Source organism: Streptomyces sp. NPDC001339 (genome assembly GCF_042895955.1).
GTDB lineage: Bacteria > Actinomycetota > Actinomycetes > Streptomycetales > Streptomycetaceae > Streptomyces.
Genome location: NZ_JBIAWT010000021.1, coordinates 1 through 25,562 on the forward strand (window position 1 = coordinate 1; position 25,562 = coordinate 25,562).

A 25,562-nucleotide genomic window follows, 5' to 3' on the forward strand; every position below is an offset into this window, starting at 1 on the left:
GCTGCGCGGCACACGCAACGGCACGTGCCCCGCATGCGGGACGACCGGCACGGAACTCGTCCACACCCGGTTCCACAGCGACACCGACATACGCCTCGGCGAAGGCCATGCCCTCGCGCAGCCAGGGGAACCCGCCGTGGTGCAGGGCCTGGGGGCCCTGGAAGTAGTAGCAGCCGCCGAACACCTCGTCGGCCGACTCTCCCGACAGGGCGACAGCGGAACGTTCCCGTACACCCTTGAACAGCAGGTACAGGGAGGTGTCGAAATCTCCCCAGCCGGGCAGGTCGCGGGCGTGCAGACCGATGTCCTCGTATTCGATGAGCAGGTCATTGCTCAGCACGATGGGAGTGTGATGGCACTGCACGTGGTCGGCGACCTCGCGCGCGAAGGGTGCGTCGAGGGATGACCACCAGGTGACTTCCGGGGTACTGCTGCTGGTGATCTTGTCACTGTCGACGAAGTCGACAGCGAAACTGTCCCGGGTCTGACCAGTGGAGGCACACAGGTTCTTGGCCGCCAGGGCGGTCATGGCACTGGAGTCGACCCCGCCGGACAGCAGGGAGCACAGCGGGACATCGGAGATGAGCCGGCGTGCAGTGATGTCGTCCAGATATTCCCGGACGGTGCAGATGGTCTCCTGCCCGGTGCCGGTGTGCGGAGCGCTGGCCAACTGCCAGCAGCGCCGCTCGACGCCGCCTTCGCGGGTGAGTTCGAAGACGTGGCCCGGCCGCAGCTCGCGCATTCCGCAGCAGATGCCCTCCCCAGTGGTCCGTGGGCCGGGGAAGATCAGCAGTTCGGCCAGGCCGGTCCGGTCGACGCCGGCGTAGATCTTGGGATTGGCCAGGACCGCCTTGGGCTCCGACCCGAAGACCACTCCCCCGTCCAGCGAGTAGTAGTAGAGCGGCTTGATGCCCAAGCGGTCTCGTACCAGCAGCAGGCGCTCGTGGCGCTGGTCCCAGACGGCGAAGGCGCACATGCCGTTGAGCCGGCCGACGAAGGCGTCGCCCCACTCCAGTAGGCGTGGAGGACGACCTCGGTGTCGGAACGGGTACGGAAGATATGCCCCAGGGGGTTGTGGCCGACAGGCCGGTCGTCGAAGCGATGGCGCGGTCCGACCACTGGGGGTGGGGCAGGACGATGCGCGCGGCAGCAGCCGTCCGCTCGGCCAGCGTCAGCGGCAGTCCGTGCCCGACGTTCGACTCCACGGCCAGTACGAAGGCATCGGCCTCGGAACCCTCGAAGAAGCGGACCGCGATCTTTGAACAGCCCCGTATCAGTGCCACCCTCAGTCGGTGCATTCCGTCGATAACCCGCATCGTCGAACGGTGCACGACAATCGGCGGCGGCGCCCGCTCTTCGCCCCGAGGCAGTGCTGTCCGTGAGCGTCAACAACGGCGGCCATGGCCAGGCCTCGGCTCTGCCAGTCGTTGCGGACCACGTACCGGATCTTGAGACCACGAGCAGCCCATGGCAGGCTCATACCGCATGATCGATGAATTCGCGAAAAACAACCTGCACGGGAGACTGCGACAGGACCGCAAGGCGCTGCTCTGGAAACTCGACGGCTTGTCCGAATACGACGCCCGCCGACCTTTGACAGCGACCGGGACCAACCTCCTCGGCCTGGTCAAACACCTGGCCACCGTCGAAGCCAGGTACTTCGGCGAGGTCTTCGACCGCCCTTCCCCGGAACCGCTGCCCCGGTGGCAGGACTCCAACGGCAGCGATCTGTGGGCGACCGAGGACGAGACCCGCGATCAGATCATCGCGTTCTACCGGCGCACGTGGGAACACTCGGACACGACGATCAACGAGCTTCCCCTCGACGCCCCCGGCCACGTGCCGTGGTGGCCGGAACCTCATGCCGACACAAACCTGTTCGCCATCATCATCCATGTCCTCGGCGAAACCATCCGGCACGCCGGACACGCCGACATCCTGCGCGAGAGCCTCGACGGCCGAACCGGGCTGCGCGCCGAACACGAGAAGCAGATCGACGAGGAAGCCCGTGCAGCCCACTGCGCGAAGATCGAGCAGGCCGCCAGGTCGGCCGCACCAATCAAGGCTTAGTGGTCGGCGCTCGAAGTCCTTCGGGGGTGATCGTGCGGTGAGACGGGCGGAGGATTCTTCCTGCCGATCGAGTGTGTGTCGGTCGAGCCTGGTCAGCAGATCGTTCAAGTCGGAGGTGGTAAACCTCCACGGGAATGGCTGTGCCGTGGCGTTGTAGCGGTCTTCGAAGGCTCGGAGCCGGTCCCGGACTTCGCTGAGGTCCGTGAAGTCGTTGGGTGAGACGACCTTGCGCTGGAGAGACGATGGAGAAGAAGACCTCGATCTGGTTCGTCCAGGAGGCGTGCACCGGGGTGTGAACCACGACCGCGTGAGGAAACGCCCTGGTCAGGCGATCTGTGGCCTTCTTCCCTCGGTGGGAGGAGCCGTTGTCGACGATCCAGAAGACGCGTCTGGCACTGGGGTAGGGCTCGGTGGTCATGACCTGGGTGACCAGGTTCATAAAAGGCCTGATGCCCGTTGTGGGTTCGCAGCGGCCAAAGACACGGGCGCGATGGACGTCGTAGGCGGCCAGGTAGGCCACCGCGCCACCGCGGTCGTATTCGTGGTTCACGCGCATGGCCCGGGTACCAGTGTCGGGTGGCAGCGGCAACGCGCTTGGAGGGAAGTCTTGTCATCCGCAGAGATCACGTACTCGTCCTCGCCCAGCGGAACGTCATCGAAGGTGCGGGCGTACAGATCCAGCACGCGTGCGGCCTTGGGCCGGAAGGCAGGCCGCGCACGAAGATCCAGGACCGGTACTGCCAGGGCTTGAGCGCGTCCTGCCTGAGCCAGCGCCACACAGCGGAAGTGGAGATCGACCCGGCGATGGACTGGGCGACCACCTCCCGGGCCAGCTCCGGACACGACCAGCGCGACAGCGGCGCGCCGGTCCCGGCGGGTAACTGACAGGCCAGCGCCTTGACCTCGGCAACCTGCAGCGCAGTGAACGAGACCGGCCGGCCCGACCGCTTGCGGTCAGCCGGGACAGGCAGTCCTCCGGCAGCGAAGCGGCCCCGCCAGGTGCGCACCGTGTCCACGTGCAGCCGCGTCTGCATGGCTATTCGGGCGTTGGGACGCCCTCGGGTAGCCAAGAGCACGATGGTTGCCCGCTGCCGGGCCTGATGCGGGGTCTTGTGGCCGTAGGCCATCTTTTTCAGCCAGTGGCGTTCAGAGGCGGTCAGCATGACGGGCACGGCGGAGGCGAGGGGCATGGGAGGAAAGCGACCGATTCTTCGAGGCAACGGGGAACGGGCCGGCACCAGGGCGTACCCGTCTCTATATCCTGCGACGTCAGGGCAGAGCCCCCGAGTTGCCGAGGAAAACCGTTGGGCCGCCCGACTTGCCTCAGGCATGATCGACTCGTGGACACCTACCTGGAGACCGAGCGCCTGGCCCTGCGCCGCTTCACTGCCGATGACGCGGACCTGCTGATCGAGCTGGACAGCGACCCGGCGGTGATGCGCTACCTGACCGGCGGCAATCCGACCGCGCCGGAGCTCGTCCGCGAGCGCGACCTGCCGAAAATCCTCGCCGGCTACGAGAAGTGGGGCGGCGACCTCGGACTATTCGCCGCACACGAGAAGGACAGCGGCGCGTTCATCGGCTGGTTCCACCTGCGTCCCGAGCCGGAAGGCCCGCTGGACGAAGCCGAACTCGGCTACCGGCTGCGTCAGGCGGCTTGGGGCAAGGGTTATGCCACCGAGGGCTCGCGGGCCCTGCTGGGCAAGGCGTTCACAGAGCTCGGTGTGCGCATGGTCTGGGCTGCGACGATGTCCGTGAACCACGGTTCGCGCAACATCATGGAGAAGCTCGAAATGACGCTCGCGGACACCATCCCCACCCCCTCCGACATGGAGATGATCGAGGGCTCCGAGCATGGAGGCGTACGGTACGAGATCACCAAGGAGCAGTGGAAGCAGCAGTAGCCACGGCGTGAACGACCGTTCCGCATCCACGCCCACCGGAACCGGCAGGTGGACGGCAGGAGCCGTACCAGGTTGAACCCGAGGCCCGCCACGGACTGTTGGCTGCCGTCAACGACGCCCCTTACTGGGCAATCAGCGACTGGGACCGGCAGCAATAGCGGCGGCGCTGACACGACGGCCGTCCCCAGGCAGCAGCCTCGCTCTGCAACCAAGACACCCGCACCGGTCTCACCACAAGTCCTGCTCCGGGGCCAACCCCGAAGGAGTTCGAGCGTTGACCACTTAGTTAGACATACCAGGCAGCCTGACATCAGCTCCCCTACCGGCGCTTGCGATTTCCGAACACCCGGCCACCTGATATGCCCGCGTCACCCGATGTGGGCGTTCAGTCCACGCCTTCGTCGTCCTCGTCCAGCTCGGGCGCGTCCAGGTCGCGCAGCGGGCGCAGGGCGCCGGCGGCCAGGGTCGAGGCGGTGAGCTGTAGCGGCCGAGCAGGTTCAGGTTGCGGTGCTTGAGTGGGCAGAGCCGGGTGATGTCCTCCGCGCGGATCTCGTGGCTCCCGGCCCGGAGCTGGGCGACGGCAGCGTCGATGTAACGGGTCGTCCAGAGCGCGATGGCGTTGAGGACCAGGCCGAGCGAGCCGAACTGGCCCTCCATGCCGTCCCGGTACGCCTGGCGGATAGTGCCGCGCTTGCCGTGGCACACACGTCCCGGGCCAGCTTGCGGCGGGAGTCCTGGACGGTGAACTGCCGGTTCATCTGCCTCCGGTAGGTGCCGTCGACCGGGTCGACCCCGCACAGCAGATGCTCGGTCTTGGCGATCCGCCCGTACTCCGCGAACGCCGCACCCAGCGGAGTCGGGCGCCCCTCACGTCCGAACATGCGCAGCAGTCGTAGGCACGGACCTGGTTGGTGACCAGGGAACCGGCGACCTTCAGCACGTCCGGCCGATGCGTGATCACCTTGTGTGGACGACGGCGTAATTCCCCACGAACCGCGTGACTGTGTCGGCGTAATTCCCCACCTCGGTGTCGGGGTAATTCCCCATGGGGACGGCGGTCAACAGGTGAGCGAGCACGCCGATCGCACCCACAGACTTAGGACTCAGTCTGTCCTATTTCCCTAGTAGCGTCCGGCCCATGAAAGATGAAGCCACGTCAGCCTCCACGTTCCGCTACTCAGCTGTCACGTTCGACTGCCCCGACCCCGCCGAACTGGCCCGCTTCTACGGAGACGCCCTCGGCCTGCCGGTCGTCTTCTCCACCGATGACTTCGTTCTGCTCGGTCAAGACGGTGCGGCGGGACTGGGCTTCAACCGGCTCGCCGACTATCGCCGTCCCACCTGGCCGGACCCTTCCCAGGGAAAGCAGGCCCATATAGAACTCGGCGTCGACGACTTGGACGCCGCTGAGGCTCGCCTGCTCGCTCTGGGGGCCGTCAAGCCCGAATACCAGCCGGCCCCCGACCGGTGGCGGGTCCTGCTGGATCCCGCAGGCCACCCGTTTTGCATCTCCACCCTGGTCTGAGCAAACTGCAAGCCGTCCACCATGCGGGCAATCCCCGCTGTCTGCCTGCACTGACCGGCCGAAGGCCGGTCAGTGCTCGTTCACCAACGTTCCCGTTTCAGGTGGTTTGAGGATCAAGCACCGCTGCGCCCTGGTTCCTCCTGGTTCCCATGGGAATGCCGGTGTCCGGTTGAGGGTCCTGGCCATATCGGAGCCGCTCGTGCCCCTCGATGCCACGGGCCGAGGGTCGACGGACACACCGGACGGCAAGGAGAAAGTTCGCCGTGGTCGACATCACCGAAATCTACATCCATTGGTACGCGGGCCGGTCGAAGAGCCAGGTCGGAGCCTCGCTGGGGTTGGATCGCAAGACGATCAGGAAGGATCTGCGGCCGGCGGAAGAGGCCGGGATCAACCCGGGCGGGCCGCCGATGACCGAAGAGGACTGGGCCAAGCTGATCAAGAGCTGGTTGCCAGAGCTTGCCTCACGGCGCCCGAACCAGCTGACCTGGCCGGAGATCGAGCAGCACCGCGAATACGTCAAGAGCCTGCTGCCGACGACCACGGTCACCACGATCCACCAACGACTTCGGGACGAGCACAAGCTGAAGGCATCCCTGACGGCCTTCCGCCGCTGGGTGCACGCGAACCTGCCGGACGAAACGAACAAGCCGCAGGTCACCGTGCTGCGGGACGACGTGGAGCCAGGCTCCGAAGCCCAGGTCGACTACGGGTTCATGGGCCAGTGGATCAACCCCGGCACCGGAAAACGGCACCGAGTCTGGACGTTTGTGATGGCGCTGCCCTGTTCACGGCGCATGTTCGTGCGGCCCGTGCTGCACATGGACCAACGCGCATGGGCCGAAGCCTTCCGCTTCTTCGGCGGGGTCCCGCGCAGGCTGGTGCCGGACAACCTGCGAACGGCCGTGGACAAGCCCGACCTCTACGACCCGAAAATCAACAAGGCGTACGCCGAACTCGCCACCTACTACGGGACATTGGCCGACCCAGCCAGATCCCTGCATCCGAAGGACAAACCGCGGGGCGAGCGACCCATGCCCTACATCCGCGACTCATTTTGGAACGGGCGCCAGTTCACCTCCCTCGACCACATGCGGGCCGAGGCCCTCACCTGGGCCAGAACCGTCGCCGGAAAACGGAAGTGCCGGCCGCTGGGTGGCGCCAGCCCGCTGTCGGTCTTCCAGGCCGTCGAGGCCAAGGCCCTGCTGCCACTGCCGGATGCGCCGTTCGTGCCGGCCCGCTGGTCGACCGCGACCGTCGGCCCGGACATCCACATCAAAGTCGGCCGCACCCTACTACTCGGTGCCCTGGAAGCTCATCGGCCGACGCGTGGATGTCCGCTCCACGGCCACCTTGGTCCAGGTCTTCCGCGACGGCGATCTGGTCAAGACCCACGCTTCCCTGGACCAGGGCAAACGCACGGACAAGAACGACTGCCCGCCGGAGAAGATCACCTTCCAGATGCGCACGCCGGTGTGGTGCCGCCCTTCGGGCTTTGCCCTGCGCCAGCTCACCGCAGCCCAGGCCGACGACTTCTACGAGCTGGTCAGCGAACGGCAAGGCCGGTCCTTGATCATCACGAGCAACAGGGCGCCCAGCAAAGCGCACATGTTCCGGCGAACCCGTGCGAGGCAGCGCCTGAACAGCACAGGTTCAAGATCAGAGAGCATGTCGGGAAGCCGCACGTATCCTGCAGGTTGTGACAGCGAAATATGTACTGGAAGGCGCCCAGATCAGGACACTCGAGGACTTCTGGCGAGTCATCGGTGAAGCGATCAACGGTCCCGACGGCTACTTCGGCAAGAACCTCGATGCCTTCGCCGACTGCCTCAGCGGTGGTTTCGGGACTCCAGACGACGATGACTACGAGGTTGAGTGGCGGGATCACCAGGTGTCTCGCGAGCATCTGGGCTATGCGGAGACGGCTCGCCAGCTGGAGATCCTCCTCTCTCGCTGCCACCCCACGAACCGCCCTGCTTTCAGTGCCGAACTGGCCGACGCGCGTGAGAAGCGCGGAACGACGGTCTTTGACTGGCTGCTCGAGATCTTCGAGGACCGGGCTCCCGGAGTTCTCTGCCTTCGGTAGTCACGATGGATGCTGGGCTTTTCACTCCCTGCCCGGCAGTCGGCCTTCGTCGACGTGATCGCCGAGATAGATCAAGACAGCTTGCGGATCCATGCCGAAGGCGGCTGCGACGAGCTTGGGGTCCATGGTGTTCACGAGGTCGACGAGGCGGGTGCTGCGGATCATCCGGGGTGGGAAACCGCGGTCGTCAAGGACGTGGGAGAGATAGGCGGTTGAGGCCGGGCTTCGCCCGGCCTTTGTTCCTTTGGTGACTATGACATGCGGGTTGTTGGTCCGTCATGCCCCACGGTGGTTCAGGCACCGTTGCAGCACCGTCCAGGAGGCGGGGTCCAGTGGAACGGGATGAGGGCGCTTGCCGAGCCTGACCGTCTGGGTGACGCGGTCCACGTCGCTGATCTGCAGCAGGCGGGCCTCCGAGCTGGATGCCCCGTGAAGCAGGGCGAGCATTCCCACCAGTGCCTCGTGCGGGTGGACGTGCTCGCCGGTGACCCATCTGCGAAAGAGGTGACGCTGCTGGTCGAGGGTGAGGGTGTTGTCGCGGAAGCCGTTGGTCTGCTGGGCGACCAGGCCGTGGGTCGGATCGATCAGCGCCAGCTTGTGGAACCGCGCGAAGCGGAAGAACTGCCGCAGCACGGTCAGCCGTCGTTTTCGAGCCTTGGGCAGTGTCGTGAGGAAGGCTTCGATGTCGTGGACGTCGACGAGCGACCAGTCGTCCTTGCCCTGCTCGCCGGTCGTCTCGCGCAGAAAGCCCAGCTTGCCGCAGCGCGGACAGGTCCGCTGGCCGGCCAGCTGCCCGGCCTGCGCCGACACTCGCGGCACAGCTTGTTCTGCGGTGACCTGACCGGATGTCCGCACTGTTCGCAGACAGGCGAGCAGATCGTGCAGCGACCTGTGTCGCTCTGCAGGACTCGGTCGCGTCCGCACGAGGGACACGGCGCCTTGGCCGCCTGTTCCTTCATCCGGCGCCAGCACAGCCAGCAGTGGAGTCGGTCGAGATATCCCACGAGGGCACCGCAAGTGACGCAGTCCCGTTGTTTCTTGCCCATCGTGGCCCACCGTCACAGGGGCGGCATCGACCGGCCCCGGGCCGAGGCGGCCTGCGGCAGGTCGGCGACCGGGCGAGGGGGTGCGATCGGCCTCTCGACGGGGGTGGTGTCGACCTCGATCAAGTCGTTGGGGGTGCACTCCAGCGCGGTGCACAACGCGGCCAGCGTGGTCATCTTCACCTGCGAGGGTTCCTTGGCGGACAGGGCGCACACCGACGCCGAGGACAGCTCCAGGCCGGCCTTCTCGGCCAGCAGTCGCCGCAGTTCGGTGCCGGTCCACACCTCGCGCTCGGCGGCGGCCATCCGCAGCCCCCATTGGATCTTCACGCCGTGGTGTCCTTCCCGCTCAGCTCGGCCAGAGTGCTGGAGACCGCACGCTGATAGGCGTCCTTGATGAACGTCGCCGACGGCCGGACATATCGCATTGTCGAGCTGACCGTCCAGTGACCGAGCATCTGCTGGATCGCCACGAGATCGACGCCGCGTTCGTAGTTGTGGGTCGCGCATGCTCTTCTCAGGGCATGCGGGCTGAACCAGTCGGCCGCCGGGCGGCCTTCGAGTTCCATCAGATAGCGCAGGCGGTTGCGGATGGTCCCGCGATGCAGGGGGCCGCCGGACTCGTCGGCGAACAGCACCGGCGAGTCGGGAAACTTGGGCCGCACGTCCTCCAGGAACCATCGCAGCACCAGGTCGAGGCCATCCAGCATGGGCACCTATCGCGGCCGCGGCCCAGAAGTATGGGCGCCCTTTCCGAAGCGGACGTGGAGTTTGCCGAATGGGCCGCGGGAAAAGTGCAGGTCCGGCTTCTCCAGCAGCGATGCCTCCTCGGAGCGGAGGCCGGCGTGATACAGCGTCCGGAACATCGCGTAGTCCCGTGCGGCCGGGCCGTACTTCCTCGCGGTCGCGATCCGCTGCTTCATGAAGTCGAAGAACTCACTCACCCGCTCCGGCGTCGGCGGCGGCAGCAGGGCCGGGGAATCGTCGCCGACGTGACGGCAGGCGTTGAACTCGTCGATCGGGCAAACCAGCCGGACGCCGAGCACGGCCTCGATCTCGGCCGCCTTGCGGGCCTGCAGGAACCGGTGGAAGCCCTTGAAGATCTGCACATACTCGCGCCGGGTGGACGTCTTGCGGCCCTGGAGCGCGAGGTTGCCGACCACGCGGTCGATGTCCTCGGGCGTCACCTCCCACGCGGGCCGGCCCAGGGCTTTGAGGGGCCGCTCCAGCTGTCCGATGTCGTTGTCGATGGTCACTGGACTGAACCCGCGGGCCCGCCACGAGGCAACGAATGCGTCGACGCACGCGGTCTGGAACTGCCACGGATCCGTCGCCAGCGGCTCCTGCGGGACGGCCCCGCCCGCGATGACCTGCAGTCTCGCCTCGGCCACCGGCACACCTTCCTCGCACCTGAACGGTCAAGGTGACACCTTCAAAACCGTGGCGTCACCGCGAGAATCAACGAGGACCCAGGAGGAAGATACGGCCAGGTGGCAGCGGCAACTCCTGTGAGGGAACAAGTGTCAGCCCCAGACGGCTGGACAAAGACGTTCACGGACCCTCGGCTCTGCACGGCCATCGTCGACCGGCTGACCTACAACGGCACCATCATCGAGACCGGCACCGACTCCTACCGCCTCGCGTCCACGCGGGCAGCGGGCCGAGGAACCCGCCAAGGCTGGCTGAGTCGGGGCGGGGGTGGCGCGGTGGCTGATGCCGCTTCCGGTCCTCGGCCCTCATCGGTTCGATGCTCAACAAGGTGTCCTGGCCCAGGGCTTCGAGGAGCCCGGGACAGCGGCATTAACAGGTGATGCCTGCTGACACGGGCATGAGTGACATCCGAGTGGGAGATGGCCGGTCTTCGACCGTGAGGCGGCACTGCCCCCAGCGAGCCGTTACGCCTCCAACATGCCGGTGACCAGCAGCCGCAGCGACGCCGCAAGCCGTTGAGCCTCTCCCTGCCCCAGCAGGTGCACGATCGGTCCGTTCTGCAGAGCGCCAAGCAGGACATGGGCCAGCAACTCGGCGTCCAGGTCAGGGCGTTCCTGGATGATCAGCGCGCTGATGTGGCCGTGCCAGAACCCGTAGACCGAGTGCTGTTCGCGTGAGTCCTCCTGTGTGTCGCGGGAGGCTGTCGCCTCCTGGCCGAGAGCGGCCAGGAGGCCCTTGTTACGGCCGACCATGTCCACGACCGCGTCGAGGAAGGCCAGCAGTCGCTGCCCGGGCGGGGCTCCCGGGCCCAGCGGCGGGGGGCCGTCCGTGACCGATTCGCGCAGGGCGTGGGCTCGCTCCAGCATCAGCTCTCGCATCAGGCCCGCGCGGCTGCCGAAGCGGTGGAACACTGTGCCCTTCCCGACCCCGGCCGCGGCAGCGATGCGCTCCATCGAGACCTGCTCCGGAGGGTGTTCGGAGAGGAGGCGCTCGGTGGCCTTCAGGATCGCGTGCCGATTGCGTGCCGCGTCGGCGCGTTCACGACGGACTTCCGCCATCAGGTCTCTCTCCTCATCCAGGACCACGATCCGTAGACAACTGGACCGACGGTCCAGTACGGTTGAATTGGACCGCCAGTCCAGTTTAGGGCGCCATCGTGTTCAAGGAGATCTGCCATGCGACGAATCCGCTACCACTCCCACGGTGGCCCCGAGGTCCTCAGCCTGGAAGAAGTCCCCGTTCCCGTCCCAGAGGCGGGGCAGGTGCTCATCCGGGCCGAGGCGATCGGCGCCAACTTCGTGGACACCCAGCTCCGGCGCGGCATGGCTCAGACCGAGCTCTATCCGCGGCCCTTACCGAGGCCCCTCACCGGCGATGTGGTGGGCACGGTCGAGGCGGTCGGGCCGGACACGGATCCGTCCCTGATCGGGCAGCGGGCCGCCACGGCCTCCGAGGACGCGTTCTGCGACCTCATCCTCGCGGACGCGCGAGGGCTCGTCCCGGTACCTGACGGGCTCGACGCGGGCACGGCCAGCGCACTGCCGATGGTGGCACCGGTGGCTCTGGGCGTGCTGCGTGCCGGGCGGCTGGCGCACGGCGAGACCGTACTGGTTCACTCCGCCGCGGGCGCCATCGGCCACCTGGCCGTGCAGCTCGCGAAGGTACTCGGTGCGGGTACGGTCATCGCCGCAGCCAGCACAGCTGCCAAGCTGGACTTCGCTCGCGCTCACGGCGCCGACATCGGCGTCAACTACACCGATGAGGACTGGCCGGAGCAGGTCCGCACGGTCGCACCCGGCGGCGTGGACGTCGTCCTCGACGCAGCCGGCGGTGACATCCTGAGCCGCAGCCTGGACGTACTGGCCCCGTACGGACGGCTGGTGACTTACGGAGCCGCGAGCGGCGAGCTCGGCAGCATCCCTGTCACCGGTCTGTTCGCCCTGAGGTCCGTCATGGGGTTCTCCCTCCTGGCCGCGCATGCGGCCGACGCCGCACGCGCCGCGAAGGACCTGGCTGAACTTACCGAGTACGCGGCCCAGGGGTTGCTACGCACAGCGGTCCACGCCCGGCTGCCGCTGGCCGAGACGGCCGAGGCGCATCGACTGCTGGAGAGCCGTGCACAGCTGGGCCGCATACTGGTCGTCCCGTAGGACGGCCGGCCCGGCACGAACGCTCGTTGTTACGGCTGACAAACAGCGACTACCAAGCTCAGCTCCATGCCTGCAGGCATCAGGTAAGTCCAAGGGTTCCCACGTATCCCCGGAACCGTTTCCCCGGCACTCGAACATGCCCCGGGCAGACCCGCTCGTGGAGGAACCTTCCTATCAGCCACAGCAAGTGCACTGTTCTTCGTCACGTACAGAGCCACGGGGACATCCGACGTCCTGCTGAACGCGGCCGGATTGTTCACCGAGCCCCACAAACTCACCCACGACCGGTGAGAACCGCCGGTCAGCTTTCCAGGATCCGCGACTCCGTCAGGCCCTGTCCAAGGGACCGTTGACGAGCGTGGCTGCCGGCCGTTCCACCACAACCGCTCACAGACGACGAACCCGTTACACGGCCGAGATCGGAGTGATGGCCCACCGAGGCAAGACTGTGCAAACAAAGTCAATCGCGGCAAGTACGTTGACTCCCGTCCTGCAGAACCACCTCTGTTTTTTCAGGAGTTGACATGCCTTCTGTCACCACCGACGGGAAACACCGTCAGGTGCGGCGTATCGCCTCGACGTCTCTGGCCGCCGTCGCCGTCGTCGGCCTGACGGCGACGGCCGGTCACGCGACATCACCGTCCTCCAGCCGTTCCGCAGGACAACCGGCCGCCGGGAAATCTTCTGCCGACGCGTGCCGGAAGAGCAGCAAGATCCTCTTCACCGGCCCTGTAGAGGGCGTGCTGAAGTACAAGGCGGGGAAACTGACCGTCACGGAGAAGATCGACGGATCCAAAGACGTCCCGCACACCGAGGTGTCCCAGCTCTGCCTCACCAAGCAGACGAAGGTGTTCGGCGCCCTTCACATAGGCGACGGCCATCATCTCACCGTCAACAAGGAGGGCTACGGCACCGCACCGCGCACCCTCACCCAGCTCAAGGAGGCCGCCAAACGCGGTGACGTCGTAGTCCGGGCCGACATCAAGGACAACGCGACCGTCAAGATCTGGGAGCACTACCAGCGGGGCTGATCCCGGACCTGGTCCTCGGCCGTATGGCCGAGGACCTCCCATATACCCGCCTGCCGGGACTCAAGGACCCTGCCGTGATCCGTCGGACAGACCCTGGCAATGACAGCGGATCATGAGCACTGTCCGAGCGCATCCGGATGATCACGAGCATCGGTGACGTTCCAGGCGGGATTGCTCAGCGCGATGCGCGCAGGGAAGCGTCCAAGGTGCTCATGAGGTGGGCAACGCGGCCCCTGCCTGTCGGCGCGAGCGGATACCGGCCAAGAACATCGATCAGGACCGGCGTGGCACGTCGCCGAGCCCGCTCGATGAGCTTGTCCCCGACCTCGGGTACATCGCCTGCGCACAACTCGGCCACGCGCGCTGCACATACCACCCCGCGCAGGATGTGACCTACCTGGGTAGCCCTCGCGAGGGGGTGCAGGTACGCGGCAGCTGCGGCATCGCCGGCAGCGCGCGCAGCAAGGCGTGTGGTTTCGGTGGGTGCTTCCTTCGCAGCCCGGTGCGCGTCCAATGCGGTCACGCGTTGCAACGTGCTCCTCCGCGCCCCGTTCACGAACTCCCAGGCAGCGTCAACGGCTGCGCGAGGCCGAGGATCACCGGGAACAGCCCCCTCGAACACCGGAAGAACTTCCTGAGCACTCTCCACCACATAGCGCGCCACGACGCGCAGCTCTTCCATGGTCAGCTCGAAATCACCAGCTCCGGTCGTCATGACCCGATTCTCCCATCGATACGGTGGCCGACGACGAGGCAGAGATGGCGCAGCCGGCAGCCGTCGCAGTCGGCAGCCGTCGCGGCCGGTGCAGTACGAGCCTCGCTCCGCAGAGGTGACAGTGGCAGTGCTCATCGGGCACCGACAGCCTCACTGCTCATGAGGCACGGATTCCTGTGCATACTCAGAAACCAGTGCCTCGTGAAGCTGCGGATCCCAGACAGTCCGGCAGGACCGGGACTCCGTGAGCGCGGTCGGCGAATCATGAGCACTGTCCGGGTGATCCGGACGTTCATGGGCACTGGTGACCGGTCCGCAGTGACAGCTGTGGTTAGCCTGGCAGCATGGAAGCAATCCTGGTCAGCGCGTGTCTGCGCGGGGTGCCGTGCCGGTTCGACGGGCGTCACAAGGCGTCTTCGGAGATCGCGGAGGCAGTGGCGGGTCGCGAAGTCGTCTCCTTCTGTCCAGAGGTGGCGGGCGGGCTCGCGACGCCTCGGCGGCCCGCGGAGCTGGTGGGCGGCGACGGGCACGACGTGCTCGACGGGACGGCCCGGGTCGTTGAGGACACCGGGCGTGACGTGACAGCCGAGTTCGTGGACGGAGCGCGGCGCGCGCTCGCGGCGGCGCGGCATGGAGGCTGCACGGAGGCGCTGTTGATGCCGCGCAGTCCGTCGTGCGGACGGGGTGTGGTCTACGACGGGTCGTTCGCCGGGGAGCTGGTGTCAGGAGACGGGGTGACGGCGGCGCTGCTTGAACGGAACGGGATCGCTGTGCGGCCCGCACCTGGGGTGTGAAGCGATCTCGGTGCGGGGGGGGGAGGGCGAGCCCTGGCCAGGTACGGAGGATTCATCGGGTCAGGCAGGCGTTGGTTGGTCCGCGTGATGTCGTGGTCGGCGCGGTGGACGGGGTGTGAGTAGTCGCGGAACGGAAAGTGCCGCCGAGATTGATCACGGTGAGGACAGGTCGGTATGCCACTGGGTGATGTCGGGCCGGGCGTGCCGTCTGCCGTACGGGGGATCGCGCCGGTGACGACCTGGGCGTACAGGCTGTCGGGGTGCGGAGGGAAGGAGTTCGGGTCGGGTCGGGACGAGGCGCGGCACGGCGCGACCAGAGTGCGGGCGAGGGGCCAGACCCGATGGATCCATGTAGGCGTCACTCAGCACGCAGACGCCGTGACCGGCGAGGGCCCGGCGTATCTCCGCTCCTCCATCTTCAAGCAGTCGAGGTCATGGTGAGCTCGTAGTGCCGCGAGAGCGCGGTGCATGAGTTGGCCACCCGCGGCACCGTAGTGACCGCAACCAGCCACCACCAGAGCGATTGAACCCCTGTCGCCTCGTCACCGCCCGGGTGATTTCTGGCTCGCTGGGCGTCCCGGGAGACGGACCGACGCCGGCCGCCTGCCAGACATCTGCGGAACTCTTCGGCGGCTTTGACGACCATGGCGAGGCACACAGCGCTCGCTCTCCCCAGTCGACGAGTTCGGCCTCATCACCAGGCCGAGGGGAGACTCCTCTCCAGGGCCCGCCGGAGTACGTGACAGGCCGGCGCTCAGCAGCGCGCCCTGTTCGACCACGACTACCTCCCACGCCCCACCAGCGAACAGAAACACCTCTACACGGCGTTCTCCGACGGCGGTCTCATCGCGCTGCGCCTTCTGTTCCAGCAGGCCCATGCGCCGGAGTACCAGGTGCGGTTCCACTGACAGCCGGGGAACATCGCCGGCGACCGACCGATGTGACGCCGCCCGAGCAAGCTTCTTGAGTGCGGCCCGGGCTACGGGGTTCCCCGGGTCCGCCAGGAGGGATAACCGGACGTCCCTCGATCCCCGCCTGTCCCGCCCTCGGGACCCGATCGCCCGCCGGGCGGCCGACTCCCGCTGCTTCGGCAGAAAAGGGGACCGCTGGAAGCGGCCTTCCCTGGTCCTGTCATTCCTGGCAGGAAATCGCCGTTGCCAGCAGTTTGTTCCGAACGCGGAATCTCTACCGATCGCACACTGTCCGAACACTGAGATGCTCTTGGCCGAAGCCACCAGCCCCGCCACCGGCAGGCAGTGCGCCACGAGTACCGCACTGCCGACGAAATCCCGCCATGATGGGAACCAAATCACTGCATTCGGCAAAAATACTTCTGACGAGCAGGAACGGCGAACTACAACCAGAGTACCAAGATCAGCGTATCCAGGAGATGACCGGAGGGGAAGGGATGGAATCTGCCACCACCGCCCGATCTGGTAGGGCTCCTCTCTCGATCAAACATCAACTCGGACGTGGCGAATTTTTCTCTACGACGGCGAGAGCATTGATGCTACAACTATCCGTACGACCCAGGATGAGCACTTCGTTGTGGCACTTCCTCGACAGAGAGCGAATGCCGATGACCAAGTCCTTGCACGTGCCGTTCTCCGGCGCGGATCGAGAATTCGACGAAATCGGCCCGGAACTACTGGCGGCCCTTGAGTCGGTATTGCGCTCCGGGCAACCGCTGAACGGAGAGCCCGTATATCAGCTGGAACGCACACTGGCCGAATTCGCTGGGCGCCGATACGGACGGGTGGTGAATTCCGGAACCGATGCACTGTATTTCGCGCTTGTCGCTTCGGGTGTCGGCGAAGGCGACGAGGTACTCGTCACCGATCTATCGTTTGTCGCAACTGTCGACGCTATCGTTCGGGCTGGCGCGGTACCCGTCTTCGTCGATATAGACGACAACTACACCATCGATCTTGAATTGGCCGCTGAAGCCCTGAGGGAACGCACCAAAGCGCTTGTCGCCGTTCAGCTCTACGGGCGCATGACCACACCTGACCCCGTAGAGAAATTCACCCGGGAACACGGAATTATTCTTATTGAGGATGCTGCTCAGTCATTCGGTGCTGCGGTTTCCGGACGGCGCAGCGGCTCAGTGGGCGCGGTCAGCTGTCATAGCTTTGACCCGATGAAGGTGATTCCAGCTCCAGGAACGGGTGGGGTGGTGCTGACAGATGATCCTGACATAGCCGATCAGGTTGAGCAACTCAGGCGATGGGGATTTTCTCGAGGCGACTTCGTCCGCCTCGGCCACAACTCCCAGATGTCCTCTCTTACAGCTTCGGTCATCGCGGTGAAGCTCGCATATGAAGAACGGTGGCTGAGACGGCGCCGTGCGATCGCGGCAACGTACTCGGCGGCCTTCGCTGATTGTCGATGCAGTGTGCCGCACCACGGCGAGTTGCGCGAAAACATATACCACAAGTATGTGATCCGCACGCCTCGACGGGACGACCTGGCAGCTGCTCTGCGAGCAGCTGATATCGAAACACTCGTGCATTATCCCTACGTGCTGCACGAGCTGTCATTCATCAAGCAGTACCCGCACCGACTGGCCACCCTTGGGCGGGCGAAACGGCTCACCGAAGAAGTGATTTCACTGCCGATACATCCTTACCTCACCGACCAGGAGGTCGAACATGTCGTAACGACTGTCCGCAAGACGCTCGAGATATCCGGATGAGCAATCGATCGGAGGGGATTGTGACCGAGACCGACACCGCCCGCATCCTGTACCAGTTCGAATATGAAAAGCGCCTCCGGTGTGCGTTCATAGGTGCCGGCGGGCATTCTTACAGGAACATTTATCCGGCATTTCAATACGCGCCGGTCGACCTCTGTGCCGTCTGCGATCTCGATGCCGACCGGGCAGCTCAATACGCGCGTATATTCGGTGCCGCTCGGCACTACAGTGACCATAGGGTGATGCTGGAACGCGAAAAGCCGACTGCGGTGTTCATCGTGACCTCGTACGACACGGATGGCCGTGTCCAAGCACTGGACCTGGCGCTCGACTGCTTGTCGACCGGAGCTCACGTATGGATGGAAAAACCCACCGCAAGCTCCACTGCGGAGGTAGCGAAACTCGCGGAGTTGTCACAGCGGGCCAACCGCATCGTGGTGACCGGAACAAAAATGGTCTTCTCTCCGGTGATGCGCAGGGTGAAAGAAATCATCTCCTCACCAGAGTTCGGAGATCCGTCATCGATATTCATCCGCTATCCTCTCTCGATGCCGGCGTTCGAGCAGCGCACCAGTCTCGTGGCGATGAACTGGTTTCTCGACTGCATATTTCACCCAGCAGCTGTACTTTTCCATCTGATGGGTCCCATCGACCGGATAAGCCACGAATGGGAAGCGAACACCGGTGCCAGTGTCACCGCGATACGATTCCGTTCGGGTGCGGTGGGTGCACTGCATCTTGCGGCCGGAGCATCGCCCGGAAGTCCAGTGGACAGAACCGAGGTGATCGGAAACAACGCAAATATCGTCATCGAGAACGGCACCACGGTGACATATTACCGGCCTACGCCGGCCCGGGAATCCGGCCGCGTCGGCTCCTTCCTCGTGCCGACCGAAAACGCACCGCTGCGCTGGGAGCCGGAGTACTCGTATGGCCAGCTTTACAACAAAAACCTGTTCTATCTGGGTTACGTCGACGAGATCGTGTACTTCTGCAAGTGCATCATGAACGGCGCCGCTCCGGACCGCGGTTCACTTGAGCAGGCATTTCAGATTCTCGAGCTCTTCGAGGCCTACCGCAGGACTGAGCCCGGTACCTGGACCGCCGTCCACGCGAAGTGAGGACAGAGATGCGAGTGGGTTCGCACGCCGAACGTCGCTATATGCGGAAATTCGAGCTGTGGGGTGAGCGAAAGGTCCTGCGTCTCCCCTTCACTTCGGCCTGGGTTCGGAACCGCTGGGTGCGCAACACATACGCGCAGTCCATCTGGACTCTCCGCCGGAACACGCTCCTGGCGGCAGCGCGACACTGTGAAGTCAACGGGATCACCAGCGGTTACTACTTCGAGTTCGGCTGTCACGGCGCGAGGACGTTTCGCATCGCCTACGACGCGTTCAGCCCACTCCATGACTTCACCTACGTCGCCTTCGACTCCTTCGAAGGATTACCTGACGTCACAGGCGTAGATGTGCACGGTGATCTGTGGTATCGCGGCCAGATGTGCACAAGCGAGGAAGATTTCAGGAGATTGTGCAAGCGCCACAGAATACCGGAAGAGAAATACCGGATCGTGAAAGGGTTCTATGACAGCACCCTGACTCCGGAACTCGCCGCCAAACTCGGACCGCAGCACGCAGCCGTCATATACATCGACTGTGACCTGTACGCCTCCACGGTTCCCGTCCTCAGCTTCATAAAAAGCTTCCTCCGGCCTGGCACGCTCATCGTGTTCGATGACTGGTTCCTCTACAACGGTGATCCCGAACGCGGTGAGCGAAAGGCCTTCGCGGAGTTCCAACTGGCCAACCCCGGGCTCCGATTCCAGCGCTTCCTCAGCAACAACGAACACCAGGCCTTCATCTTTCTTGGTGAAACACCGCAACTCCCGTCAACCACTTCGCCTCAGCCCGCATCGTAGGGGACGAACTGATGCCATCAACAGCAGGTTCGCCGGTGTGGGCGATAACCAGCTACTTCAACCCCATCGGCTATCGATCGCGACGAGATAACTATCACCTGTTCCGAAAGAATCTGCAGGTTCCGCTGGTCACCGTTGAACATTCCACGACGGGGCGGTTCGACCTTGACGGTGACGACGCCGACATCCTCATCCACCTCGACGGCGGGGATGTCATGTGGCAGAAGGAACGGCTCCTCAATGTGGCTCTGGAGGCGATTCCGGCAACATGTCAGGCCGTGGCCTGGCTGGACTGCGACGTGCTCCTGCACAACCCCGACTGGGCCGGCCAGTCGCTCGCGAAGCTCGACGAGTCACTTCTCGTCCAACCCTTCTCATCGGCGTACGAAGGGCAGGCCGCAGGGGACGCTCGCCTGCCGGCGGCAACACCTCGTGTCGCCACCCGCCCCTCGTTCGCCGCTCGGTACGCCAGACGGGAATTATCTCCGGAAGAGATCCGTACGTGGCGAATCGGTCACGACCCCGTCCCGATCCACTGCGGTTACGCATGGGTCGGGCGCTTGGATCTGCTGCTCGAGCACGGCTTCTACGATGCGTCGATCATGGGTGGCGGCACGCGTGAGTCCGCCACGGCCGCGATCGGGGAGATCGAGGCCGCGGCGCGGTGCCACCCACGAAGCCGCGCGCAGCTCGACCACTTTCTGACGTGGGCCCGTAAATGGTCTTCGGCGATAGACGGCCGCATCGGATACGTGGAAGGGGAACTGATGCACCTTTGGCACGGGGAAACCGCCGATCGTGGATACGGAAAGCGTTACTCGATACTCACTGACCACGATTTCGATCCGTGCGTCGATATAGCCCTCACCGGAGGAGGATGCTGGAAATGGGGCACACCCAAGAAACGGCTGCATGAGCAGGTGGCCCGTTACTTCACGACACGTCACGAGGACGGAAAAGAACCGAAGCCGACATAACCGTGAAACCCACACTGGAGTAAGTCATGGCCACAACTGGACTCAGTGACCGCAGGATATACAACCCCCGGGGCTGCGAGGTCAACGCTGTTCTGCACTGCAACCTCCGCTGCCGGTCATGCAGTCATCTGTCGCCGATCATGCCACCATGGTTCGCCGACCCTGAGCGCGTCTTCCACGACCTGTCCAGGATGGCCAGGTGCTACCATTGCGAATTCGTCAAGATTCTCGGCGGAGAACCACTGCTCCACTCTCAGCTGACGGAGATCATTCACGCCATCCGTGAATCTTCCATCGCACAAAGGGTCGTGCTCTGCACCAATGGATCGCTTCTTCACTCCGCCAAGGACGAGGTATGGTCCATGGTGGATGAAATTGAGATATCGGTGTATCCGAGCAATGTGATCCCCAATGATCGACTGGAAGACTTCCGTCGTCGCGCCCGGGACCACAACACCAACCTCTCCGTGCGACTCAGTCCGGTATTTCGCGAGTCGTATTCGGAACTGGGAACCGAGGACGGAAATCTCATCGACCGCATCTTCCATACGTGCCAGATCGCTCACGTATGGCGCTGTCATACCGTGCACGAGGGGTATTTCTACCGCTGTCCCCAGAGCTACTTCATCCATAGGTTGCGGCACGCGAAGCCCGAGGATTCGGGGGACGGCCTGGAGATTCGCGACGACGACTTCGCCGATGATCTGCGCCGCCACATCGACTCTGCGATGGGCCCTGCGGCGTGCCGGTGGTGCCTGGGGAGCGTCGGTCGCAGGTTCGCGCATGAGCAGGTGCCACGACGGCAGTGGGCTGAGCTCGCGAAAGAACCCACCGAAGCGCTCCTGGACCGGCGGCTGCTGACTGAGCTCGAGGGCGATATCAACGAGGAGAGCCACGGAAAGGTCAGGCTGGAGGACGGCCCGATTCCCGACGCCTGGACCAAGTCGTAAGTCATCCGACAGGGTTGAGGCTCAGCATCGAAGAGGTCGGAGTGACAACACGACTCGTTCTGTGGGACATCGACCGCACACTACTCGACACCCGAGGCTACGGTCGAGAACTGTCCGCTGATGCTTTCCGCAAGGCCACTGGTATGGACATGAAGCGGCACGTTCGGGTGGACGGCCTCACCGAACGCGTGATTTTTCGTGAGACAGCGAAACTCCACGGGCTGGCCACCACGCACGAGGACTTTGAGGTCTTCGCCAAAGCCCTGGCCGAATGCCACCGCCGCCACCGCGACATACTGCGGAACCGCAGTCGCGCACTCCCCGGTGCCGCTGCCGCTCTGGAGGCCGTGCACAAGGTGAAGGGCATCAGGCAGACCGTGGTCACCGGCAACATCCGCGGAACGGCCGAGGTCAAACTCGCGGCACTCGGATTGGCCCCCTATCTGGATCTCGTTTCCGGAGCATACGGAGACGAGCACGATAACCGCTCCGCACTCGTGGCGCTCGCCCTTCGCCGTGCTGCCTGTCCCCCCGCATCAGCTGTTCTCGTCGGTGACACGCCGCACGACGTAACGGCCGGCCTGGCCCAGGGGGTTCGCGTCATGGCCGTGGCCACCGGAGAGTTCACGGAGGATGAGCTCCGAGCCGCCGGAGCACATGTGGTCGTATCCGACCTCACCGTCACACGGCATGTCACCAGCGTGCTCACCGGCGGAGAAGCACCCCAACCGGAGCTTGGCCATGAGTGAGAACATCCCCACGACCGTCCATGACGAACTACGTCGGGCGATCGGCGTACTCACGGCGGCGGGATGCCCCGACCCCCACTCCGATGCCGAACGGCTCATCGCGGCGGCCTTGCGGCTCACTCGTGACGAGGGTCCGGAGTACGGTCGCCGCAGTCTCGCTCCTACGGTCGTGGACCTGCTCACCGGCTGGTTCGACCGTCGCGCGGCACGTGAACCAGTGGAGTACATCGTTCGACGCTGTCAGTTTCGGCACCTCAGCCTCTACATCGACCACAGGGCGATTGTGCCGAGGGAGGAAAGCGGGACTCTGGTAGAGGCAGCGCTCGCCTTGCCCGAGGGAGCACGGATCCACGACGTGGGAACCGGCTGCGGCGCCATCGCATTGGCGATCAAGGCCGAACGCCCCGATGTGATCGTGACCGGGTCGGACATCTCGCCCGACGCGATCGGCGTGGCCCGTGAGAATGCCGTACGTCTCCACCTCGATGTGCGGTTCGCTGTCGCATCGGGCCTCCCCCGAGGCACGTACGACCTCGTCGTCGCCAATCTGCCGTACCAGGATCCGCACAACCCCGTGGTCCCCCATGCCCCCGAGGGCGACTACCAGCCGGCTGTCGCGCAACTGGGCGGTCGCGGCGGCCTCGACGTCATCCGTGACTTCCTGCGCGGGGTTCCACCGGGCGTCATGGTCGCGTTGAAGCACGCGCCATCGCAGACCGAAGCCGTCCATGCCCTTCTGCGGCGTCCTCGCGCAGTCGGCGCGACGAGCGGATACGCCCGTTTCACGGTCGGTCAGGCGCCCTGAGGCCGTGTCGTATGTGGTGCGTCGGACGCCGATACGGGTATGGCGATCCCTCCGGCACCGACGCGGTGCCACGGCGCCGGGATCGGGGGTGACTCCGGTGTCGCACGGGCGAGGTGGTCCAGTGCCCAGTCGACGAGGTGCCAGGGCGCTCGCGAGGGCGGCTCCGCCCACGGGACGACTTTCACGGTGAGACTGCGGCGATGGAGGTCCTCGTAGGTGCGGACGACGGCATCCGGCTGCAGCGGGGGCGCCGCCAGCAGCACACTTCCCTCGCGGATGACCAGCCGTAGCGCCTGGGCGAGCGCGTCCGCGCTACCCGTGGTGTCCACGACGACCGCTGGGGAGCGGGTGTGCGGGGCGGTGCTGCCCCGCAGTGCCATGCGGATCAGCATGGCCAGCGTCCCGTCGCCCCACACCATGATGGACCCCGCGCCGGCCAGCGTTCGGGCTTCGTCCGCTGCCGCTTGCGCGGTCTGCGCCCATTCCTCGGCCGCTCGTCTCTCCACCGCCGTCCGGTCGCCGGCGCGGGACGGGTAGCCGCGAGCCCAGCGAACGCACTCCCCGGCTCCCCAGTCCGCGAAACAGACGTGGTCCGGCGGCACATCCGCCGGACCGGAGAAGGCGGTGCCGGGCGGGCAGCGGAGCAGCAGTCGGGTACTCATGCCGGCCGTCCGGTCATCAGCGAGGCGGGGCGGACGGCACGACCGCGGCGTGCCGACTCGTACGCCGCCTCGACGATCGCCTGGGCTGCCAGCGCGTCGCCCACGGTGCTCTCCGGCGGCACGCCGTCACGCACCGCCGTGGCGAAGGCGCCGACGGTACGGGTGCGGGCGCTGTGGCGCGTCGGTGCCTCATCAGGCATCGGGCGGTGGCGCGCCGACGCCCGGCCGGCGACAGGGGGACTCAGGGACGATACCGACAGCTCCGGCAGGATCCGCACCTGCCCGGCCTCTCCCCACAACATCAGGCTCTGGCCTCCGCCGCCCACTACGCTGGCACCGCCGACGAATGTGGCGATGGCTCCACCGAAGCGCACCACCACGGTGACGGAGTCATCGAGTTCGGGAGCCATCCGCGACAGGACGGTCTCCGCGTACACGCGATCGGCTTCGGTACCCAGGAGCGACCGGACCGCGTCGATGTGGTGGATGAGATTCATGAGGAGGAATCCGCCGCCCGCCAGGGTCTTCGACATCCGCCACGAGGATGGCGAGCGATGGCTGTAGCCTCCGTGGAAGTAGGAGGGCGGCTTGTCCACCAAGTACGCGGTGTGGGCGCCCAGAGGGGCACCGAGGCGCCCCTCGTCGATGGCGGCACGCGCCCGCCGGAGCCTTTCGTCCCAGCGCAGTTGGAAGAGCACGCCCGTCACGGTGCGGGCACGCTCGGCGGCCTCGGCGATGCGCTGTGCCGATGCCAGGTCCACGGACAGCGGCTTCTCCAGCAGGACGTGTTTGCCGGCCCGCAACGCCGCCACCGCCAGCGCCTCGTGTGTGTGGTGCGGGGTGGCGATGAGGACAGCGTCGACATCGGGATGCCCGAGCGCCTCGTCAGCGGTGGGCACGGCCGCGCAGCCCCAGCGGTGCGAGACGTCCTCCGCCAGCTTCGCGACCGGGTCACAGCAGACGGTGAGCCGTGCCCCGGCCGCGGCGACAGTGGCTTCGGCGTCCCGGACGCCGACCTCACCGCAGCCGAGAAGCGCGAACCGCACCGGGTCCGCGCCGGTTCGACGGGGGGCGGCGACCGCCCTCGGCGGCGGCTCACGCCGGGCGGGCGAGCCCTGCCAGTGGAAGGCGGCTCCCACGAAGGACCGGTCCTCCGCCAGCCGCCGGTAGGCCAGCGGAGCGTCTTCCACCGCCCACGGTGTCAGGAGGTCGTGCGCGCTGAAGCGGCCCTCGGCCAGCATGGTGAAGAACTCCTCGGTGAGCGCGGGTTCCGCTCCGGTGTGGAGGGTGTCGATGTGGGCACCGGTCACCCGCAGGCCGCGGTCATAGACCTCGGCGAAGGGGAACGAGGCGAGCTCCACACGCGGTGAGCCGAGGAGCACCACCCGCCCCCCGTCGGCCGCCATGGCCATCGCGGTCCTCAGTCCCTCTGCCGTGCCCGTGGCGTCGACGACGAGCGGAGCCCGCGGCACCGATGCCGTGGCGTGCCCGGCGACGACGAACCTCGTGCCCTTCTCCGCCGTGGTGGTCCACTCCTTCTCCCGCGTCGCGGCCACCGCCACGCGGCCGGCGCAGCCACGAGCGGCGGCGAGCCGACGGGTTGTCGCCCCGAGCAGTCCGGCCCCGACCACGGTCAGGGGTTCGTCGCTCCGGTGGCCACCCTGCGCCAGGCCGTGCATCGCGGTGAGCGCCAGCTTCCACAGCGCCGCGTCCGCGAAGGCGACACCGTCAGGGATCGGACGCACCGACGCGACGGCGGCGACCGCGATGCTCTTGTGCCGGGCACCGCGTACCGCGACCCGCGTGCCGGCGGTCATTCCCGGGGCGTCGCCCCTGACCGTCCCCGCGGCCAGGTAGCCGGCCACATGGGGGTACGTGACCTGGGCGGTCGGCAGACCGAGGAACCGCGCGCGTTCGGTGCCGGGACTCATCACGCTGACCCTCACATCGACGGCCACCTCATCCGGTCCGGGGGCCGGCTGATCGGCCTCGGCTTCCAGTACCTCGACCGCCCCTGGGCGCGGCCAGCGAATGACTCGCACGGGCGTGTTCTCCCT

General features: G+C 65.9%; 27 protein-coding genes and 4 pseudogenes. 17 read left to right on the top strand and 14 right to left on the bottom strand.

The window, feature by feature from the left end; all coding sequences use genetic code 11:
• A partial coding sequence (locus tag ACFY12_RS34395) for an asparagine synthetase B family protein (RefSeq protein ID WP_390719918.1) occupies nucleotides 1–976 on the bottom strand: 976 nt, incomplete at its 3' end.
• 277 nt (nucleotides 977–1,253) lie between these two features.
• Nucleotides 1,254–1,316, bottom strand: a pseudogene (locus ACFY12_RS34400) (hypothetical protein); the annotation flags it as partial.
• A gap of 169 nt (nucleotides 1,317–1,485) precedes the next feature.
• Between ACFY12_RS34400 and ACFY12_RS34405 the strand changes: the two are divergent.
• Nucleotides 1,486–2,070 (top strand): DinB family protein, encoded by a 585-nt coding sequence (locus tag ACFY12_RS34405; protein ID WP_390719919.1) that lies wholly within the window; start codon nucleotides 1,486–1,488, stop codon nucleotides 2,068–2,070.
• On the opposite strand, the gene ACFY12_RS34410 is transcribed toward ACFY12_RS34405, so the two are convergent.
• Both ACFY12_RS34410 and ACFY12_RS34415 read right to left on the bottom strand, forming a co-directional pair.
• Entirely contained in the window at nucleotides 2,060–2,626 is a 567-nt protein-coding gene (locus tag ACFY12_RS34410; protein WP_390719920.1) for a transposase, read from the bottom strand. The genes ACFY12_RS34405 and ACFY12_RS34410 overlap by 11 nt on opposite strands.
• A 67-nt stretch (nucleotides 2,627–2,693) precedes the next feature.
• Entirely contained in the window at nucleotides 2,694–3,260 is a 567-nt protein-coding gene (locus ACFY12_RS34415) for a helix-turn-helix domain-containing protein (protein WP_390719921.1), read from the bottom strand.
• Between the two features lie 150 nt (nucleotides 3,261–3,410).
• Here ACFY12_RS34415 and ACFY12_RS34420 point away from each other — a divergent pair, with 150 nt between their 5' ends.
• Nucleotides 3,411–3,974 (top strand): GNAT family N-acetyltransferase, encoded by a 564-nt coding sequence (locus tag ACFY12_RS34420; RefSeq protein WP_390719922.1) that lies wholly within the window; start codon nucleotides 3,411–3,413, stop codon nucleotides 3,972–3,974.
• Nucleotides 3,975–4,359: 385 nt separating this feature from the next.
• Here the strand turns inward: ACFY12_RS34420 and ACFY12_RS34425 are convergent.
• Nucleotides 4,360–4,941 (bottom strand): annotated as a pseudogene (locus ACFY12_RS34425) (Tn3 family transposase); the annotation flags it as partial.
• 171 nt (nucleotides 4,942–5,112) lie between these two features.
• On the opposite strand from ACFY12_RS34425, the gene ACFY12_RS34430 reads away from it, so the two are divergent.
• The 4 genes and pseudogenes from ACFY12_RS34430 to ACFY12_RS34445 all read left to right on the top strand — a co-directional run bounded on the left by ACFY12_RS34430 (nucleotide 5,113) and on the right by ACFY12_RS34445 (nucleotide 7,585).
• Nucleotides 5,113–5,499 carry a VOC family protein gene (locus tag ACFY12_RS34430; protein WP_390719923.1) on the top strand — a complete coding sequence of 129 codons (387 nt, stop codon included), beginning with the start codon at nucleotides 5,113–5,115 and terminating at the stop codon, nucleotides 5,497–5,499.
• Nucleotides 5,500–5,708: 209 nt separating this feature from the next.
• Nucleotides 5,709–6,659: pseudogene (gene istA / locus ACFY12_RS34435) on the top strand (IS21 family transposase); the annotation flags it as partial.
• Nucleotides 6,660–6,717: 58 nt separating this feature from the next.
• Nucleotides 6,718–7,269, top strand: coding sequence for a hypothetical protein (locus tag ACFY12_RS34440; protein ID WP_390719968.1), 552 nt, complete (start codon nucleotides 6,718–6,720; stop codon nucleotides 7,267–7,269).
• Nucleotides 7,199–7,585, top strand: a complete 387-nt coding sequence (locus ACFY12_RS34445) for a barstar family protein (protein WP_390719924.1) — start codon at nucleotides 7,199–7,201, stop codon at nucleotides 7,583–7,585. Before ACFY12_RS34440 ends, ACFY12_RS34445 begins: the two co-directional genes overlap by 71 nt.
• Nucleotides 7,586–7,606: 21 nt before the next feature.
• On the opposite strand, the gene ACFY12_RS34450 is transcribed toward ACFY12_RS34445, so the two are convergent.
• From ACFY12_RS34450 to ACFY12_RS34470, 5 genes are all read right to left on the bottom strand, one after another.
• Nucleotides 7,607–7,750, bottom strand: a complete 144-nt coding sequence (locus tag ACFY12_RS34450; RefSeq protein WP_390719925.1) for a hypothetical protein — start codon at nucleotides 7,748–7,750, stop codon at nucleotides 7,607–7,609.
• A gap of 111 nt (nucleotides 7,751–7,861) precedes the next feature.
• Nucleotides 7,862–8,404, bottom strand: a complete 543-nt coding sequence (locus tag ACFY12_RS34455; protein WP_390719926.1) for a hypothetical protein — start codon at nucleotides 8,402–8,404, stop codon at nucleotides 7,862–7,864.
• A gap of 239 nt (nucleotides 8,405–8,643) precedes the next feature.
• On the bottom strand, nucleotides 8,644–8,958 hold the full coding sequence (locus ACFY12_RS34460) for a helix-turn-helix domain-containing protein (protein WP_390719927.1): 315 nt from the start codon (nucleotides 8,956–8,958) through the stop codon (nucleotides 8,644–8,646).
• Nucleotides 8,955–9,338: a tyrosine-type recombinase/integrase gene (locus tag ACFY12_RS34465; RefSeq protein ID WP_390719928.1), complete on the bottom strand. Its 384-nt coding sequence runs from the start codon at nucleotides 9,336–9,338 to the stop codon at nucleotides 8,955–8,957. The genes ACFY12_RS34460 and ACFY12_RS34465 overlap by 4 nt, the downstream gene beginning before the upstream one ends.
• Before the next feature lie 6 nt (nucleotides 9,339–9,344).
• On the bottom strand, nucleotides 9,345–10,019 hold the full coding sequence (locus ACFY12_RS34470; protein ID WP_390719929.1) for a hypothetical protein: 675 nt from the start codon (nucleotides 10,017–10,019) through the stop codon (nucleotides 9,345–9,347).
• A gap of 144 nt (nucleotides 10,020–10,163) precedes the next feature.
• Between ACFY12_RS34470 and ACFY12_RS34475 the strand changes: the two are divergent.
• Nucleotides 10,164–10,277: pseudogene (locus tag ACFY12_RS34475) on the top strand (ATP-binding protein); the annotation flags it as partial.
• 246 nt (nucleotides 10,278–10,523) lie between these two features.
• On the opposite strand, the gene ACFY12_RS34480 reads toward ACFY12_RS34475, so the two are convergent.
• Nucleotides 10,524–11,117, bottom strand: coding sequence for a TetR/AcrR family transcriptional regulator (locus tag ACFY12_RS34480; RefSeq protein WP_390719930.1), 594 nt, complete (start codon nucleotides 11,115–11,117; stop codon nucleotides 10,524–10,526).
• Nucleotides 11,118–11,234: 117 nt separating this feature from the next.
• Here ACFY12_RS34480 and ACFY12_RS34485 point away from each other — a divergent pair, with 117 nt between their 5' ends.
• A complete protein-coding gene (locus ACFY12_RS34485) occupies nucleotides 11,235–12,209 on the top strand; it encodes a zinc-binding alcohol dehydrogenase family protein (protein ID WP_390719931.1) in 975 nt (324 codons plus the stop codon).
• A gap of 524 nt (nucleotides 12,210–12,733) precedes the next feature.
• On the top strand, nucleotides 12,734–13,240 hold the full coding sequence (locus ACFY12_RS34490) for a hypothetical protein (protein WP_390719932.1): 507 nt from the start codon (nucleotides 12,734–12,736) through the stop codon (nucleotides 13,238–13,240).
• 175 nt (nucleotides 13,241–13,415) lie between these two features.
• On the opposite strand, the gene ACFY12_RS34495 is transcribed toward ACFY12_RS34490, so the two are convergent.
• A complete protein-coding gene (locus tag ACFY12_RS34495) occupies nucleotides 13,416–13,955 on the bottom strand; it encodes a putative immunity protein (protein WP_390719933.1) in 540 nt (179 codons plus the stop codon).
• Nucleotides 13,956–14,299: 344 nt separating this feature from the next.
• Between ACFY12_RS34495 and ACFY12_RS34500 the strand changes: the two genes are divergently transcribed.
• From ACFY12_RS34500 to ACFY12_RS34535, 8 genes are all read left to right on the top strand, one after another.
• Entirely contained in the window at nucleotides 14,300–14,749 is a 450-nt protein-coding gene (locus ACFY12_RS34500) for a DUF523 domain-containing protein (RefSeq protein WP_390719934.1), read from the top strand.
• A 1,573-nt stretch (nucleotides 14,750–16,322) separates the two neighbouring features.
• Nucleotides 16,323–17,444 (top strand): DegT/DnrJ/EryC1/StrS family aminotransferase, encoded by a 1,122-nt coding sequence (locus ACFY12_RS34505; protein ID WP_390719935.1) that lies wholly within the window; start codon nucleotides 16,323–16,325, stop codon nucleotides 17,442–17,444.
• 20 nt (nucleotides 17,445–17,464) lie between these two features.
• Nucleotides 17,465–18,565, top strand: a complete 1,101-nt coding sequence (locus ACFY12_RS34510; RefSeq protein WP_390719936.1) for a Gfo/Idh/MocA family protein — start codon at nucleotides 17,465–17,467, stop codon at nucleotides 18,563–18,565.
• 119 nt (nucleotides 18,566–18,684) lie between these two features.
• Nucleotides 18,685–19,362, top strand: a complete 678-nt coding sequence (locus tag ACFY12_RS34515; RefSeq protein ID WP_390719937.1) for a TylF/MycF/NovP-related O-methyltransferase — start codon at nucleotides 18,685–18,687, stop codon at nucleotides 19,360–19,362.
• An 11-nt stretch (nucleotides 19,363–19,373) separates the two neighbouring features.
• Nucleotides 19,374–20,339: a hypothetical protein gene (locus ACFY12_RS34520; protein WP_390719938.1), complete on the top strand. Its 966-nt coding sequence runs from the start codon at nucleotides 19,374–19,376 to the stop codon at nucleotides 20,337–20,339.
• 26 nt (nucleotides 20,340–20,365) lie between these two features.
• A complete protein-coding gene (locus tag ACFY12_RS34525; protein WP_390719939.1) occupies nucleotides 20,366–21,289 on the top strand; it encodes a radical SAM protein in 924 nt (307 codons plus the stop codon).
• 14 nt (nucleotides 21,290–21,303) lie between these two features.
• Nucleotides 21,304–22,038: an HAD family hydrolase gene (locus tag ACFY12_RS34530; RefSeq protein WP_390719940.1), complete on the top strand. Its 735-nt coding sequence runs from the start codon at nucleotides 21,304–21,306 to the stop codon at nucleotides 22,036–22,038.
• A complete protein-coding gene (locus ACFY12_RS34535) occupies nucleotides 22,031–22,843 on the top strand; it encodes a N5-glutamine methyltransferase family protein (protein ID WP_390719941.1) in 813 nt (270 codons plus the stop codon). Before ACFY12_RS34530 ends, ACFY12_RS34535 begins: the two co-directional genes overlap by 8 nt.
• Here ACFY12_RS34535 and ACFY12_RS34540 read toward each other — a convergent pair.
• Nucleotides 22,831–23,505, bottom strand: a complete 675-nt coding sequence (locus ACFY12_RS34540) for a hypothetical protein (protein WP_390719942.1) — start codon at nucleotides 23,503–23,505, stop codon at nucleotides 22,831–22,833. The genes ACFY12_RS34535 and ACFY12_RS34540 overlap by 13 nt on opposite strands.
• Nucleotides 23,502–25,547, bottom strand: a complete 2,046-nt coding sequence (locus ACFY12_RS34545; RefSeq protein WP_390719943.1) for a Gfo/Idh/MocA family oxidoreductase — start codon at nucleotides 25,545–25,547, stop codon at nucleotides 23,502–23,504. Before ACFY12_RS34545 ends, ACFY12_RS34540 begins: the two co-directional genes overlap by 4 nt.
• Nucleotides 25,548–25,562 lie beyond the last annotated feature (15 nt).

Coding starts and splice junctions, on each gene's coding strand:
- ACFY12_RS34405 (WP_390719919.1), top strand. CDS start 1,486: ATGATCGATGAATTCGCGAAAAACAACCTGCACGGGAGACTGCGACAG.
- ACFY12_RS34410 (WP_390719920.1), bottom strand. CDS start 2,626: ATGCGCGTGAACCACGAATACGACCGCGGTGGCGCGGTGGCCTACCTG.
- ACFY12_RS34415 (WP_390719921.1), bottom strand. CDS start 3,260: ATGCCCCTCGCCTCCGCCGTGCCCGTCATGCTGACCGCCTCTGAACGC.
- ACFY12_RS34430 (WP_390719923.1), top strand. CDS start 5,113: ATGAAAGATGAAGCCACGTCAGCCTCCACGTTCCGCTACTCAGCTGTC.
- ACFY12_RS34440 (WP_390719968.1), top strand. CDS start 6,718: ATGCGCCGTTCGTGCCGGCCCGCTGGTCGACCGCGACCGTCGGCCCGG.
- ACFY12_RS34450 (WP_390719925.1), bottom strand. CDS start 7,750: ATGATCCGCAGCACCCGCCTCGTCGACCTCGTGAACACCATGGACCCC.
- ACFY12_RS34465 (WP_390719928.1), bottom strand. CDS start 9,338: ATGCTGGATGGCCTCGACCTGGTGCTGCGATGGTTCCTGGAGGACGTG.
- ACFY12_RS34480 (WP_390719930.1), bottom strand. CDS start 11,117: ATGGCGGAAGTCCGTCGTGAACGCGCCGACGCGGCACGCAATCGGCAC.
- ACFY12_RS34485 (WP_390719931.1), top strand. CDS start 11,235: ATGCGACGAATCCGCTACCACTCCCACGGTGGCCCCGAGGTCCTCAGC.
- ACFY12_RS34490 (WP_390719932.1), top strand. CDS start 12,734: ATGCCTTCTGTCACCACCGACGGGAAACACCGTCAGGTGCGGCGTATC.
- ACFY12_RS34495 (WP_390719933.1), bottom strand. CDS start 13,955: ATGACGACCGGAGCTGGTGATTTCGAGCTGACCATGGAAGAGCTGCGC.
- ACFY12_RS34500 (WP_390719934.1), top strand. CDS start 14,300: ATGGAAGCAATCCTGGTCAGCGCGTGTCTGCGCGGGGTGCCGTGCCGG.
- ACFY12_RS34505 (WP_390719935.1), top strand. CDS start 16,323: ATGCCGATGACCAAGTCCTTGCACGTGCCGTTCTCCGGCGCGGATCGA.
- ACFY12_RS34520 (WP_390719938.1), top strand. CDS start 19,374: ATGCCATCAACAGCAGGTTCGCCGGTGTGGGCGATAACCAGCTACTTC.
- ACFY12_RS34525 (WP_390719939.1), top strand. CDS start 20,366: ATGGCCACAACTGGACTCAGTGACCGCAGGATATACAACCCCCGGGGC.
- ACFY12_RS34535 (WP_390719941.1), top strand. CDS start 22,031: ATGAGTGAGAACATCCCCACGACCGTCCATGACGAACTACGTCGGGCG.
- ACFY12_RS34540 (WP_390719942.1), bottom strand. CDS start 23,505: ATGAGTACCCGACTGCTGCTCCGCTGCCCGCCCGGCACCGCCTTCTCC.